The organism is Prevotella bivia DSM 20514 (assembly GCF_000262545.1).
GTDB lineage: Bacteria > Bacteroidota > Bacteroidia > Bacteroidales > Bacteroidaceae > Prevotella > Prevotella bivia.
Genome location: NZ_JH660660.1, coordinates 440,067 through 455,954, shown reverse-complemented (window position 1 = coordinate 455,954; position 15,888 = coordinate 440,067). Strand labels below are relative to the sequence as shown.

Annotated in this window: 10 protein-coding genes and 1 pseudogene; 3 read left to right on the top strand and 8 right to left on the bottom strand. The window is 40.9% G+C overall.

Annotation, left to right across the window (positions count from 1 at the left end; all coding sequences use genetic code 11):
- Positions 1–29: 29 nt before the first annotated feature.
- The 3 genes from PREBIDRAFT_RS04260 to PREBIDRAFT_RS04250 all read left to right on the top strand — a co-directional run bounded on the left by PREBIDRAFT_RS04260 (position 30) and on the right by PREBIDRAFT_RS04250 (position 2,864).
- Positions 30–551 carry a hypothetical protein gene (locus PREBIDRAFT_RS04260; protein ID WP_004338531.1) on the top strand — a complete coding sequence of 174 codons (522 nt, stop codon included), beginning with the start codon at positions 30–32 and terminating at the stop codon, positions 549–551.
- A 95-nt stretch (positions 552–646) separates the two neighbouring features.
- Positions 647–1,582 (top strand): thioredoxin-disulfide reductase, encoded by a 936-nt coding sequence (gene trxB, locus PREBIDRAFT_RS04255; RefSeq protein ID WP_004338530.1) that lies wholly within the window; start codon positions 647–649, stop codon positions 1,580–1,582.
- Between the two features lie 277 nt (positions 1,583–1,859).
- A complete protein-coding gene (locus tag PREBIDRAFT_RS04250) occupies positions 1,860–2,864 on the top strand; it encodes a bifunctional methionine sulfoxide reductase B/A protein (protein ID WP_394330216.1) in 1,005 nt (334 codons plus the stop codon).
- A gap of 1,023 nt (positions 2,865–3,887) precedes the next feature.
- Here PREBIDRAFT_RS04250 and PREBIDRAFT_RS11695 read toward each other — a convergent pair.
- The 8 genes and pseudogenes from PREBIDRAFT_RS11695 to PREBIDRAFT_RS04215 all read right to left on the bottom strand — a co-directional run.
- Positions 3,888–4,184 (bottom strand): annotated as a pseudogene (locus tag PREBIDRAFT_RS11695) (IS1380 family transposase); the annotation flags it as partial.
- A gap of 442 nt (positions 4,185–4,626) precedes the next feature.
- Positions 4,627–5,271 carry a TetR/AcrR family transcriptional regulator gene (locus PREBIDRAFT_RS04245; RefSeq protein WP_004338525.1) on the bottom strand — a complete coding sequence of 215 codons (645 nt, stop codon included), beginning with the start codon at positions 5,269–5,271 and terminating at the stop codon, positions 4,627–4,629.
- A 92-nt stretch (positions 5,272–5,363) separates the two neighbouring features.
- Positions 5,364–6,605, bottom strand: coding sequence for a hypothetical protein (locus PREBIDRAFT_RS04240; protein ID WP_004338524.1), 1,242 nt, complete (start codon positions 6,603–6,605; stop codon positions 5,364–5,366).
- A 48-nt stretch (positions 6,606–6,653) separates the two neighbouring features.
- Positions 6,654–9,041, bottom strand: coding sequence for a TonB-dependent receptor (locus PREBIDRAFT_RS04235; RefSeq protein WP_004338523.1), 2,388 nt, complete (start codon positions 9,039–9,041; stop codon positions 6,654–6,656).
- A gap of 465 nt (positions 9,042–9,506) precedes the next feature.
- A complete protein-coding gene (locus PREBIDRAFT_RS04230) occupies positions 9,507–12,110 on the bottom strand; it encodes a transglutaminase-like domain-containing protein (RefSeq protein WP_004338522.1) in 2,604 nt (867 codons plus the stop codon).
- 61 nt (positions 12,111–12,171) lie between these two features.
- Entirely contained in the window at positions 12,172–13,278 is a 1,107-nt protein-coding gene (locus PREBIDRAFT_RS04225) for a putative glycoside hydrolase (protein ID WP_004338521.1), read from the bottom strand.
- A gap of 16 nt (positions 13,279–13,294) precedes the next feature.
- On the bottom strand, positions 13,295–14,401 hold the full coding sequence (locus PREBIDRAFT_RS04220) for a carbohydrate-binding family 9-like protein (protein ID WP_004339306.1): 1,107 nt from the start codon (positions 14,399–14,401) through the stop codon (positions 13,295–13,297).
- 38 nt (positions 14,402–14,439) lie between these two features.
- Positions 14,440–15,831 (bottom strand): alpha-L-fucosidase, encoded by a 1,392-nt coding sequence (locus tag PREBIDRAFT_RS04215; protein ID WP_004338518.1) that lies wholly within the window; start codon positions 15,829–15,831, stop codon positions 14,440–14,442.
- Positions 15,832–15,888 lie beyond the last annotated feature (57 nt).

Here is a 15,888-nt window from a genome sequence, read left to right as displayed (position 1 = left end):
AGAATTCAACTTTAAAATCTCTATTTCTTATGTCTATGTTTCCTTTTCAACAAGATCTCACTCAGTATTTACTTTCACGTGGTTTAATAGATGAAATCCTACCTACTACTCCTGATATTGCCGATAAATGGCAGCAAATAGCCGAAGCATATTTGCCTGATGGTATCCGCGAGTTTGCACTATATCCTACTGCTGCTTTAGGGTGGATGATGTATATTGGAATGGCTATTGCTAAGTATTGGGACGAAGATTGGGAATTATATAATAAGGTAGATAATCTTTACCTCTATCTTCGTGATCGTATCAATTATGATCACATGGACGAATATATCCTCCAAAAGGTACTCTTGTTAAGTGAGGACGATCAGAAATTCTGGTTAGAGGTAGTAGGAGAATGTGCATCTCGTACTAATAACAAACTTATGCACCTCGGTATTCAGCCCGGTAGTAAAGAGGCTTTTCTTGCTTTTGTTGATGCACTCCAGCAATTGTATGTAATGGGGGCTGCTGTTGAATTAAACGCGTTGGGGTATAGAATGATAAAAGGCTAATTTGACTTAATAATTGTATTTTCATCTTTGTCGATTTATTAAATATTTGTATCTTCGCAGTTAAATAGATAAAGCGTAGAAATATAAAATAATATATGGAAAAAATTCAGACATTAATCATCGGCAGTGGTCCTGCTGGATATACAGCAGCCATTTATGCTGGACGTGCTAACCACCAACCAGTGCTTTATGCTGGATTACAACCAGGTGGACAGCTTACTACTACTACAATAATTGAGAATTTCCCAGGGTTTCATGAGGGTATTGATGCTAACCAACTTATGTTAGAGATGAAGCAACAAGCCGAGAATTATGGTGCTGATATTCGCGATGGCTCTATTGTTGAAGTGGATCTAAGTAAGCGACCCTTCATTGCTAAGGACGAACGCGGTAACGAGATAGAAACACAAACCATTATTATTGCTACAGGCGCATCGGCTAAATATCTAGGTTTGGCAGACGAGGAGAAGTATCGTGGACAAGGTGTCAGTGCTTGTGCTACTTGTGATGGTTTCTTTTATCGTAAGCGCGTGGTAGCTGTTGTGGGTGGTGGCGACACTGCTTGTGAAGAGGCAATGTATCTCTCTGGATTGGCTAAGAAGGTATATATGATAGTTCGTAAAGATCATCTTCGTGCGGCTGATATTATGCGTAAGCGTGTGGAAAAGCAAGAAAATATTGAAATCCTTTACAATACCAACACCGTAGGACTCTATGGACAAGACGGTGTTGAGGGTGCTCACCTCGTTCGCTTTAAGGGTGAACCTAACGAAGAAAAGTTCGATTTGCCAATTGATGGCTTCTTCCTCGCTATTGGACATTCTCCTAACACTGAACTCTTCAAGGGGCAGCTAGAAATGGACGATCATGGTTTCCTTGTTACGAAGGGCTTCTCTACTGCTACTTCTGTAGAAGGTGTTTATGCAGCTGGCGATGTTGCCGACCCTGTTTATCGTCAAGGGGTTATCGCTGCAGGCACAGGTTCTATGGCAGCTATTGAGGCTGATCGTTATTTGCAATCTTTAAAATAATTGAAAATTGAGAGTTGAAAGTTCTTGTCCTCGAACGACGAAAAGAAGGTAAACAATAATAAAGGTATAAACGGTTCTAAAACACTTTTCCCTCTTTCAACTCTCAATTTTTAATAGAACCAACGCTCAATAAAACACAATTCTCAATTTTATTAATACTTAAAACTTAATTAACATGAAAACTTTTATACTCGCTTTCCTCTTCTCTTTTATCGGAATTACGCTCACTAGTGCTTGCCAGAATGCTGCACGAGGAAACCAAACGAATGATACCATTATGACAGACAACCCCATTACCACACAACGTACCTCTTTCAAGAAACCCTCCGAAGCCGAACTTCGTAAGCGTTTGACGGCTGAACAATATGCTGTTACACAGCATGCTGCCACCGAGCGTCCGTTTACAAATGAGTACGACAAGGAGTTCCGCCCCGGTATTTATGTAGATATTACTACGGGCGAACCGCTTTTCCTTTCTACGGATAAGTACGATTCGGGCTGTGGATGGCCTGCTTTTAGTAAGCCTATCGACAAAAAACTGCTTGTGGAACATACTGATAAGTCGCATGGTATGGTACGTACAGAGGTGAAAAGTCGTACAGGAAAAGCCCATTTAGGACATGTATTCGACGATGGACCATCAGATAAAGGTGGTACACGTTATTGTATTAACAGTGCATCGCTGCGCTTTATTCCCCTACAAGATATGAAGCGTGAGGGATACGGTGCCTATATTAAATTATTAAAGCCAATGAAAGAAATATATTTAGCTGGTGGATGCTTCTGGGGAACAGAGCATTATATAAAGCAAGTGGATGGTGTTGTTGCCACAGAAGTGGGTTATGCCAATGGTAATATTGCTAATCCTACTTATGAAGATGTATGTACCGACCGTACAGGCTATGCCGAAACAGTGCATATAACCTACGATCCACAGAAAGTATCGCTTGAGTTCTTGCTACAACTTTATTTCAAGGCGATCGATCCTACAAGTATTGATCAGCAGGGACACGACAAGGGAACACAATATCGCACGGGTGTTTATTATGTCGATCCTGCTGATAAAGCCGTGATAGAGAAGGTTTTTGCTGCAGAGCAACGTCAGCTCAATGAGCATATAGCTGTAGAAAATCTCCCTCTAAGCAACTTCTATAGGGCAGAAGAATATCATCAAGACTATCTCGTGAAAAATCCTACGGGCTATTGCCACTTGCCTACGTCGCTATTTGAGTATGCGCGGAAAGCTAGCAGAGCGCATAGACAATCGCAAAGTACAAAGTAATAGTTGTTGATAAACTCACTAGGAATAATAGAGAAACCAAAAGAACCATCCTAAGCCTTTGACGTAGGATGGTTCTTTTTTTTAATTCATTCAATATGAAACAGTTAATTTACCTTACTGCTTCTTCTGTCGATCATTGCATGACGAGCTTGTTGCATCAGCTCAATACGAGTGCTTACATTGCTCTCGTTTTCCTTGTTTGCTGCTATTAACTTATGCATACTTTTTCCCTTTTAAAGTTATCTCTAGTTTATTATCCATAGTCTTTCGAAACAAAACCTTTCGGTTTTCTATTCGTAAGCAGCGCAAAGTTACGTTGAAAGGAGCTTTTTACCTACATCTTTTCGCCGTAATTTTCTTATTTCCCACCTTTTCTTGACTTATCATAACGGTATTGATTTGTATCAACAAATATTCGATATTATAAATTTTTCTTTCGTTTTTAAACACATTACCCTTTTTTCGTCGTACCTTTGCATACGTAAAACAGAATGAAAATTTAATAATCCGTAAGATCAAAGGGATCTTACACAAAAGAAGAAAGGAAAATTATGGTAACTCTAGTAGGTATTCTTATCACAGTTGCAGCAGTCGTTGCAGAGATTTTAATTGTTTCAAGAAAGATCAACCTTGATTAACAAGCCACATCAGAACATTATTTTTAAGACCGTTTGCCTTGTTTTTAGGCTTGGCAAACAATAAAAAGATAGAGCGATAACCCATATAGGTTGTCGTTTTTTGTTATGATAAACATTTTACATTGCGTAAGCCCTATAAAAACGTTGTTTATTATTTTTGTGTTTCATAAGTATTTGAAAGTCAATACTATATATATCCGAAAGTAAAACATAACCTTTTGCTTCGTAAAAGGTGATCTTTTACACGGCAAAAGATCACCTTTTAGTGAGTAAAATATCATCGTTTCAAACGTAAAAAATGATGTCTTGTGAATATATTTTACATATACCTCAAATCCGCAACTAAGCCCTTGAACGTCCTTATTGCGTTTACACGTCCTCTCATTACTGAATCTCTTACGGAAGAATCATAGTCGTTAGTCAGGATACAACGGTATGTGTATTCTCCTTCCCAAAAATCCTGCACACCATCCATCCGTTTCTGTCTTTGAATCACAAGTTGATATGCCTTACCTTTCCACTTCTCAACAAGGATAGCGTTCTATTCAAACTCAATGCCATTGATTTGCTCGGAACATAATCCACAATCAGCTCTGAAGCGATTGATAGTGAACCCATTCTGTTCAAATCTCTCAAAGAACCTCTTCAGCGTGTCCTTCTGATGGAAACGAAGATTTTCGTTAAGCCAGATGAGCAGAGCTAAGTTTACTTAAGCTCTGCCGTGGCGAGAAAACGTGCTATGAAATGGAACGATCTACACCTTAGATCGAGGGTTGAGTCGATTACAGATGATAATGTGTGTGGAGTCAAATTGCTCCATGACCCAAAAATAATTCCTCAAAAGGAGTGAGTCTCTCAGATTTAATTTGTATCTTCGCTATGTCTATCGTCGGATTCTCTTGTTTTTTTGTAACACTAAGATAAGTGAAAATTCTGACATGGCAAAATCCTAAGCAACTTTTTGTTGTTCAGGTACTTAAAAAGTTTAATTTATAATAGTGTTGCGGAATTAGGGGTTGATAAATTTTACTCACAATATTCGCATGGTAATTTATATTATCTGCCTTAAAATCTGACAAAGCTAATTTATAGAACTCCTTCTATGTTTTTTTTGGTATTGTTGTTTAGTCTTCGGTTTCTAAGTCCAGAGTGTCTTGAATGTTCAGCATGTATTTCCAGCCGCCCACGTCAAATTTAACGTAATCGAGGATAAGGTTTTCTTGTTCAGTGGGTGTCAGATTGTCGTGCATTACAATTTCTTTGATTACTTCTTTCCATAAATTGCAAAGTACACGGAGAAAATGAGGTGATATTTGGTCGTTAATGCACGGATATTGCTGCTTCATTCGTTTGATGTAGTTCATTCCGTCAATACTTTGTTGTTCTATCATCTTGTCAATGGCATGATGAAGTGAGGTGTTGGCAGCCTCGTTCAGCAAAAGTTTTAATTCATTACGATAGGGAACAACTAACGATGTGACCAATTCTTTCATTCCATCCAAATACGAGTCGTATCTGAAAATATCTAATGTAGCGTACGATGACTGGTTGGCATTTTGTCGATAGGCTTCAAAGGCTTTGAGCAAGGGATGTATGACACACCTAAACAAATGGTCTTTGCTTTTGAAATAATGATATATGTTGCCAACCGCAATGCCCGAAAGTGATGCAATGCGCTGCATAGATGTGTTTTTCACTCCATTCGCAATAAACTCTTGTCGGGCAACAGCGATGATTCGTTCTTTGATTTCGTCTTTTTGTGTCTGCATGTTGAGCGTATTTTATACTGCGAAAAAGTATGAGTCTGTTCTTTTTGGGGGCTGAAGCAGAAGTGTCGAACAGACTCAATCTTCTATTTTTTTTATTTAGCAAAACTATAAAAGAAACTCGGATTACCCATTACTTCCAATACAGGTCCTTTTACTTCCTTTGTTTCTGGATTGTAGGTGTAAAAGCCATTTGCCTTTTTGTTGGCACTCCCAAATACAATTAGATTTTTGTGTTTGCCAATGGCTGTTCCTTGAGGATTGCCTACCTCCATGCCCTCTATCTTGGTAATACTTTTTTGGTATAAATCTATCTCCACGGGTACGTTGGTCATTGATAGATACGGATTGCTCATGGCGTTAGGATCTAAACCATAAGCGTTTAGATAAGCGTATAGTTTGCCTTTACCACCGTATAATATGGTTGCGGCAAACTCACCCTTCTTGGTAGATAAGCCCTTTACTTCTGTTTGGTCGAACCGAATGCAGTATGTGGGGTCTATCTCTTCGCTTCCGTTCTTGATGCGGGCAATACCTCCAGGAAGTTGAGGCATAAAACCAAAAGCCCCAATGCAGTTGATGTATATGTCTTTGTTCTCATCCATGAAGATAGAATTTGCGTCTATGGGGCGTGTTGCAAAACTCATGCCTAAAGATGTGTTGGTAATGTGCTTTTTTATTTGGTCTGTCTTGGTGTCAATTATGGCAAGCTCTATGGTGTTGGAGGTTGGCATCCACTGTGCATTAAACTGATTAAGCCCAACAAACAGCATGCCGTCTCGGATAATCATGGCAGCTGGGGCTACCTTGGTGTCTTTGTGTGCTAAAGAGTTAAGGTCTATCTCTGTCAGTTTCTTCATAGTTTGCGGATTAAATACCATTATTTTTCCCAAACCTTGAAAACTAACGTAAGCCTTTTCTTCATTCAGTTCTACCACATTGCTGGCAGCAGCTCCTGCAGGGATGGACAGTGTGCCTTTTTGTACAAAGTTGCCTTGCGCATCAATGTTGTATCGGGTAATCTCTGCCTTGGAGTTCCCCATATAATCGGGGAAGGAATATAGATTACCACTTGGTGTGATGATAGGTGTTGAACCAAATCCTGTGGGTGTGGCGTTTTTGTTGTTGTACTTCCCAGGTGTCATGTCGGCAAGTGCTTGTATGTACACGCTGCCGTTGTTGCCTTCGGGGTTGGTAACTCCTGTTGCAAAAACAATGCCTTGAAAGGCATTGGCACCAGTATTTTTCTTTGATTGGGGCGTAGCGTTGTCGTCGCTACCACACGATGCAGCCAGTACGGAAAGAGCAATGGCTGACAATAACAACTTGATTTTCATACGTTTTTTTGTTTTAATGATATAATTGATGAATTGATACTATAAGTCTTACTTTAATAAATATCTTACTTTGAAAGCAACAGACCGCCCAGGCAAAGGACAATTCAAATCGGATACGACACGGCGGTTGGCTATATTCTTAACCTTTAGCGTAAAGCTCCATGTACTGTTCTGTAGCGTGTGTTCTATTGCAGCATCTACTATTATGGAGGTGGGTATTTTGCGCTCTTGATATTTGCTCATCTCAAAATCGTAGTAATATTGGTGTATATATGAAGCGTCAACCATGATGCGGGTATTCTGTCCTTGACCGCCAAAGATATTCTCCTGATGATATTCCAGTCCTCCATTAGCCATGAAGTAAGGTACATTTGGAATACGCATGTTGTAGGTGGGATTTTCCACCACTGTGCCAGGAACCATCTTTCGCTTGTCACGCAAGTCTTGGTATGTGGTGTTGGCATATAGATAGAGCATGGGCAATACGTCTCCCTTGGCTTCTAACTCTATTCCCATGGTTTGCACTTCGCCAAAGTTCCTATATCGAGCCATGGTAGGTATCATGTCGGGCGTGAAGCGTATCATGTCTTCTAAAGTGTTGTAAAAGCTGTTCAACTCCATTTCTATCATTCCACCGTCTTTTAATGCTTTGTGATAGAGCAAGCCAATATTATATCCTGTCGTGCGCTCGGGTTTTAGAGCTGGCGAAGGTAATATGGAATAGCCGTTACCAATAAGCTCCTCGGTAGATGGTATGCGCACTTCTGAGTTGAACGACGCCTTGGCCAACAGTTCGTCGGAGAACTTCCAGCGCATGGCGTTGCTAAAACCCGCAAAGTTTTTTGAGCTGCTGATGGGCTTTGGCTCACTAATAGAGTAAGTGGAAATACTCCGTGAGTCGGAACTATATATAAAGTCTTTTATCGTGAATGCGTTTTGAAACCTGCCATTAAAAAGTGTCAAGTCGTACGATAGTCCTATGGTTGTGGATGTCATTCTGCTATGAAAGTTGGCATTGAATCCTAAAGCCTTATCCATAAGCGAGTCGGTGGGAAACATATTCGTATTGTTGGCACATACATTGAGGTTGAGGCTGTGGTGTGCATTGATGAGATAATTTAGGTTGAGCTTGCCGCTCCAATCATACGACTTGTTATCGCCATCGCTTGGATGGTTGCCTTGCTCACCACCAAAAGGCGATACGGCAGGCAAGGGGTTGCCATCCCAGTCGTAGCGGCACAAGGCTTTGTCTGTCATGCCATATCGTCCGTACGAGAGCAGTGTCTCAAAAGTTAGGTCTAAGCCCGGTGCAAAAAAGTTCTCTTTTTGTAGTTTCAGCGCGGTTATGAGGTTTTGGGACTTATTGAATGCCTCACGAATATATTGGTCAATACCTTGTATCTCTTGTCGGGTGTGGGTAAATATCAGTTCCCACTTTAGTTCGTCAAACCACCACTTGGTAGCTTTGACAGATGCACCACCTATTATTTTGGAAAATTTGTCATGGGTGCGCTTCACGGTTCTTCCATCCAAATGGTCTAAAACCATGTCATAATCGTTGTCCGAATGGGTGTACACTCCACCAATGCCAAACTGCAGTCCTGTGCGTCGGTTGGTACGTTTCAGAACAGTAGATAATTGGTGAGTGTTGAACGAGCTTATCTCGTACGATGCGTCAAAATAAAGGGGAGGATACTCTTTGGTTACTACGTTTACGGCTCCACCTAATGCAGAACCACCAAACTTGTAGGGCACAATACCTTTATACACCTCAATGCGTTCTATCATTGAGGTAGGAATGTCATTGAGTGCCACAAAATTATTTAATCCTCCTAAGGGGCTTTCGTCAACAAACATGCCCATGCGCTTGCCTTCCAGCCCTCGTATTGATATGCGTGACGCACTTCCCATGCCACCTGTGTTGCGTACTGTTACCCCTACGGTGCGAGCCAGTACGTCATTAACATTCGTGGCAGTTCCCTCTAATTGTCGTTTGCCTATGACCGATACGGGCAAAGCCGACAGTTTTAGTTGTCTTATCTTATTTTTTCCCAAGATGGTTACACCTTGTAGTGTGTTACTGTTTGCATGTAGACCTATGTTGATGCAAATGCTGTCTTGTTTGTTGACAAATAAATCTACATTGGTCTTTTTTGTTTTATAGCCGATGTAAGACACCCGTAGAGTAAACTTTCCTTCTTCGCTGATGGGCAGAACATATCTACCTTGTTCGTTACTGATGGCACGTTTCTCCGTCCCTATGATTTCAATACTGGCACCGCTCAAGGGAATATGTCGCTGCTCATCGGTAACATATCCATGCAGTATGGTTGTGCCATGTGTTTGTGCGTTGGCGTTGTAACTTGTGGTGTGGAGCAAGCATAGTATGTAAAAGATACGTAGCAGGCATAAAGAATGTGTTGATAGGCGTTCCATGTTTTGCTTTTTGGGTTTTTGAGGAGTCTTGAATAATGAATGAAATTCAAAATTATTCACAAAAAAAAGATGCACCAACTTAAAGTTGATGCATCTACATATAAATTCTCTACAAAGCGATTTGTCTCTCTTTCGTTTTCTTGCCATTGAAATATTTTTTTTGTTGGCGGCAAAGGTACTGCATATAAAATAAATTTGCAATACCCATTTGTAGGTATCTTGAACCATGATCCTCAAATCCGCAACTAAGCCCTTGAACGTCCTTGTTGCGTTTACGCGTCCTCTCATTACTGAATTTATAATAGTGTTGCGGAATTAAGGATATATAATATTATTGCTGTCCGATAAAAAAATATGATTTCAGCCTAAATGCTTTTACAAAACGATAGCTTAGTGCTAGCGTAATGAGCATTGATTTTGACTAGAAATAATCTGATTATTCACTGTTCACTACGCTTATATTTTCTATAATCTTTGCACCACTTTCATAATCTGATCGCCCATACCAATGGTGTAACCATCTACCTTGAAAAGGATTTCACTACGAGTATTGCCAAGTATGATCGTTGGAAGAGAAGCACCTGTTGGGATCTTCTGTGTGTCGGGGAGAATACCCCAAATGATATTTTTTGGTAGATTAGGGAAGTCGGACACCTTAAATTTAGCCCATGCGTCCTCGCTTTGGAAAAGCATAATCATAGGTCTGCCCCATTGTTCTAGCTTTTCTTTCACGCGCTCTATATCTTTCAAAGCATGGTTAGTAGGTTCTTTGTTAGGTTCAAGAATACCCACCACATAGTAATCGTTACCCACACTACTGCGCAATGTTTCTTGTTGCTTACTACCTACGCGATGATAACAAGCCGTCAGATCAATGTTTCCCAATACCTTTAATGGGTCGGTTAGTTCAGGTACTTCAAGGACAACTTGATTAGTTTCGCCTTCTTTCACATTAAAGAAACGTACAGTAGCATCAACGCTGCCATCAGCAGCACGATTACCAGCCACACATACATAATAGCCTTCTTCTACCTTACGAGGATTTTTAAACAAAGCACTCCATGTACTAGTATTATCTTCTGGATAATTCAGCAAGCTAAAGCCCTTGCCATTAAAGCGTGAAAGGCTAAAGTTGGTATAATAAACTGGATCTTGCACGGTAGCAATTGGTTTGTAAGTCATTTGCAAATCGCCACGCTTTATTTCGCGTGTTGTACTGTCGAAATCGACAAATACCTGCTTTCCAGCTTGTTCATAGTAGATATGCTCATCCACTTCGTCCATCCATGCTGGCACTCCGAGTGTACGAAGCACTGTAACAAAGAACACCTTACGTGCCATCGTAGTAGCTGTACCACTCTTCCATACTCCCACTGGCGATGCTATAATGTTCACACTATTCAAGTCATTGCGCATAGCAATGTTCTGTTTCACCCACTCTACAAAGGTATTTGGATTTTGCTTCCATACCTTTTGAAATTTCTTTGGCAAATTCTTTAGGAAGTAATAGCGATAAGCCGACAACATTTCCATACCTACGCGAGGGCAAAGCACTTTAGCATCAGTTATATCCTTGGGTGAATAGTAAAGATGGTCCATAAGTATCTCCACTGGGGTATCGTGCAAATCCTTCTCACGAAGCGATTGCAAGAGTGCTATAGCCTTCTTTTCCTTGTGCTGACTAGCTGCCAATGATAAAAACTTAGCTATCTCATCATAGTTGCCACGCGCTTTAACAAGGAGGGGAGCAATGGTAGTAGAGTCGTATCCCTTTTGTAGAGCAAGTTCGTTTGCCCGCTGACGCGTCAGGAAGGTATTCGTATAAACCATACGAATAGAGTCTTCTTGCTTGAAACGACATTCGTTTAAAGCCTTTTGTTCAAGGGTTATAGGAGGAAGATAGTCGGATCCTACAGGAGGAACTATATGGAACTTAGCTGAAACTTCATCACCTACTTTATGATTTAATTGTAAGGTTATCACCTGCTTTTCATTGCCAAAAAATACTAAATTGAAACCATAATAACCATTCTTTGAAGCATAGAACAGAGCATTTCCTTGCCCAGCCTCAAAGTCGGTAATGCCTTGCGCATTAGTATGTCGGCGAGCAGCAGTATAGAACTCGGCATAATTGTAGATCTTAAACTCTACATCTACATCAGGCACAGGATTACCTTCCTTATCTACCACGCGTATTTCTGCTTTGCCCGTCTTAGCATAATTGCTCGTAACATTAATCTCTGTGAAGTTTTTTGTGCGTTTCATCACTAGTTCTGGACCATTATAATCGCCAAAAACATTGGTGTGCATCAATAGTCCGCGTGATGCAGGAAGATTAAACCAGCCAAGATCTAAGATCGCTTCTGGTTCACAAGCCCCGAGGAAATGCCATTTGCCATCAGCCCAAGCCTCTACCCATGCATGATTATCGTCGGAGTGTGCCCAACGAGGAGTATATACCTGACGAGCAGGAATACCCACAGCGCGCAACGCTGCTACCGTGAAAGTACTCTCTTCGCCACATCTACCAAGTGCATTTTTCATAGTTGCAAGTGGTGCGCTTGTACGGCTATCCGATGGTGCATAAGTAACATGCTCGTGGCACCAGTGGTTTACTTCAAGGATAGCATCGGTGGCATTCATACCCTTTATACGAGGTAAAAGATTTTTCACAAATATCTCACGGCTATCGTCTAACGCCTCATTGTTCACACGGTTAGGAAGTACAAAGTGGCGGAAGAGCTGGTCAGGGATTTGTTTTCCCCACGCAGTTTCTTGCTTCACTTGAAAGGCAAGGCGTACTTGCTTGAGAAAGTAATCGCCTGAATGGTCGACTATATCTGTCGTATTCATATAGGCATAGAGGAAAGCAAGCGCATCACGTTCTTCTGTTGTTAGGTCTTTTCTGTTAAGAATGGCAAAAAGATCGCCCTTTGGCAAGTCCTTTTGCTTCTGTGCCAAAGCTGTATATACTTGTTGTTTATAGCTAGCATCATTGCCCAAAACACGCTGTCCTGAAGCTGATAGCGTGAGAGAAATAAGTGCTAGAGAGATAAAGAGTTTTCTCATTGTAATAATCTTTTTATCGTTCAATTTATAGAGGGTTGAATACTCATATTTCATTCTTTTTTTATTTCACATACTTCTTAATTGCATCACTGAGTGCCTGCCAATGTTCCTCTGTCATACTAGTGGAAGTAAATAACGAAATGCCCATAGCACCAGCCTTTACACAACCCTTAATGGCTTCGTCTATTTCAGATGGAAGCAAGCCAGAAGCCTCTGGATCGACCACCTTATGCTTGTTTCTCCAATCGTTACAGATGAAGAGTCCACTATAGATTGGAGCTTTTCCCTTTACTGCTTTCACTTCTTCTTTGGTGATAGTCTTGAGCCAATGCGCATCTTTTAGATAGAAGTCGTTGTAATTCATTGGGAGGAAAGCATCTACATTCCACTTATTCCACTCTTGACGAACCATCCAGACAGCATGCGATTTAGGACCTGGAAACACATCGGCACTCACTTTCTTACCCATAGCATGAACTTCGGCGCAGAGCTTATTCACAAAGTTTGTGATAACATCGCAACGGAATTGTGCCCATGCCTTCACCTTAGAAGGATCTTGAACAGAACGGATATCAATACCAGTCTTTGCCTTAAACTCAGCCACACAATCGTCGCAATAGCAATAATCAGCCGTGGGATATTCTTCGTTCATCACGAGGTTATATTTCGACCACAGACCTTTAGCAAGGATAACATCGGGATAACGAATGTAATCGAGCTGCACATAATCGACACTAGGCAAAGCAGCTACTCGCTTATACTTATCAATTAAATAAGCTTGAACATCCTTATTATTAGGGTCTAAGCATGTATAATAAGGTACATAAGCCTGCACCGAGTCGGCTCTTTCGCCCTTACGGTTAACGGCATACCATGACGATGGTAAACCTTTATGCAACATACAAGGCATCCACGCATGAAACTCTAGTCCATTACGATGAGCCACCTCCGATGCGATACGTGCATGCTCCACATTAAAGCCAACGTTCATACACACACCTGTTACACCGTGAGCCTTCCATGTAGCAAACTGTTCTTGCAAAGAAGCCTCGGTGGTTTTATCCTCTTCCCATCCTTGCCATACAAGTATAGGAAACGATTTAGCTGAAACTGTTATAACTGCTAGCAAGCAAAGTGCTGATGCTGCTAGGCGTTTAAATATCTTCATTTTGTATTTATTTTAGTTATTGTCGCTTGAAAAACTTTCCATCTTGATTGATAACATAGCTTACACCATCACGCTGAGCTGACAATTCATAAGTATAAGTGGTAGTTTCTAACGTAAACTTATATCCTGCCGCCAACTCACGATCGGTAATAGTAAGTCCTAGCGCTGCATAATTTTTCGCATAATGATGATTTTTAGCGAAATATTCTTCTTGTGCATAGAATATCATCCACATAAAACGATACATATTCTCATCATAAGGAAGCTTTACAGTGTCTGTACCTTCTCCTACTACCACTGACGAAAGGTAAACATACCCCCAACGTTCTGGCATGTGCATAGCCACCATTCCTGTAGCTCCCCACGTCCAGTTATCCTCTGGCAATGTCTTACCTTTTGTGTCTTTACGTTTTAAATAAAGTCCTGTTTTTACATCATAATCACGATGCCACTCCACACGAGAGAAGCCTATGCGGAGTACCCTACCAGCCTTTAGATAGTTATCAAATTCGGCAGCTATTGCCTTACGTGGGATCGCCATCTCTACAGTCCAACCTTTGTCTCGGTCGTTTGGATTGTTCAATGTGCCATCAAGATGAATAGCGCATTGCAATCCTGGGCAATTCCACTGAAATTGGATAAAGCCACGAGAAGGCGCACGATAAGGTTTTTCTAGCGAAAGATCAAAAATTGTTCCCAACAGGTTGACTTCTATCTCGAAATAATTATGCCCATCACCAGTAGGATCGATAAAAATTTCAAAGTCGTTGTCATGATACACTATGGTATCGCGCTGTTGCAGTTGAGCCGCAAGGTCGGGATCGGTAATATTGCCTAATACATAGAGATAATCATTATCCCACAACATCTTTGCATTTGTGGGATAATAAGGCTTTGGATGTCCCTCACCAGAGATGTCTTCAAAGTTTTCCGTAGACTTAGCCAACTGCCAACTTTGCTCATCGCCTTTACCATCAATGGTTATCTTTTCCGATGTTCGATAACACACATAACGTTTGGGCGGTGTTAGAAAGGCTTTATATTTTTGTCGTAAACCCTGCTTTTGCGCTAGTAAAGCTAGCGGGAAAGCTAAGAAGGCTATGTATAAAAGAGATTTTTTCATTTAAAAAAGTAAGAGAGAATAAAGACGATAAGGGATAGTTAGTTAGCTGTTACTACCTGCCCTTCGCCTTGATATACTTTTAGTTCGCCTTCAAGATCGAGAGCCAATACTGTGATATTCTCATCTAGCAAACGTTCTGGCACATCAATATAAAGAACACCCGGCACCTCACTCCACGACAACTTATTATATAAGGTATAAGTAGGCTTTTCCGTCTGACCTACTACACGTATATCCTTAATATTGTTCACAATACCCTTTACCATTACCTTTTCTACTGGTTTGTAAGGTAAATAGAGATAAAGTGTTGTTTTTTGTGGGTTTACTGTAGTGTAACCAATGAAATAATCGCCCGGCACACCAGCACGAGTATTATAAATAGCCTCAGCGTGTTTCTTCGTCCAACGACCGAAAGCCTTCAAAACATCTATATTTTCTTGTGGTATGGTGCCATCAGCCTTTGGTGTAATATCGAGCAAAAGATTTCCGCCCTTACTCAAACAATCAACAAAAGTAGTGAGCAAGAACTGTTTCGACTTAAAGTTGGTATCACCTTGTTGATAACCCCATGAGTCGTTGATAGTATAACATAACTCCCAATAACGAGCCTTTGGGCGTACCACTGGCGCACCGATCTCTGGTGTGGCATAGTCGCCATAGCCCTGAATACGAGAGTTGATAATCACATTAGGATTTGTCTTACGCAACATCTTAATCACGCTTGGAGCATTCCATGTCTCTGCTGTCTGCTCCCAATCACCATCAAACCAAATGAGATCAGGCTTCCAATTGGTGTTAACCTCATTCAATTCTGCCATATTAAACTTGCAGAACTTCTGCCAACGAGCAGGATCCTTCTTTATGTCATAGCGCACACTCGTTCTAGTATGGTTAGGATAATCAGGATGACTCCAGTCAAGAAGTGAGTAATAAGTACCCAAATGAATACCACGTTTACGCACTTCCTCTGCAAAAGGGGTAATAAGATCGCGCTTGGCTGGTGTTTGTTTCACCACATTAAGTTTACTTTGTTTTGTGTTCCAAAGTGCCATACCGTCATGATGCTTAGTTGTAATTACTGTGTATTGCGCACCACTCTCCTTGATTAAGTCTGCCCATTCGGCAGGATTGTAATTGCTCGCAGTAAAGCCCTTTGATTGCGCCATATACTTGTCGTAAGGGACATTATTATTAAAGAACGACCAACTCTCCGAAACTCCATCGACAGCATAGATACCCCAATGAATGAAAATACCAAGTTTGGCATTATCAAACCATTGCATACGAGCATAGTAAGCCGAGTCGTGAGGAGCGGGTGGTTCAAGTGTTGAGGATGTTTGGGCTGATAATACTTGCCCAAGGAACAAGCTTCCTAATAATAGGGCTGAACGTTTTAAAAAACTAAAATGCGAAAATAAAAAAGTTTTCATTATTTATAGGTTTTAGAAAATTATATTATTACAAAATATTATATACCCTCCTCCTAG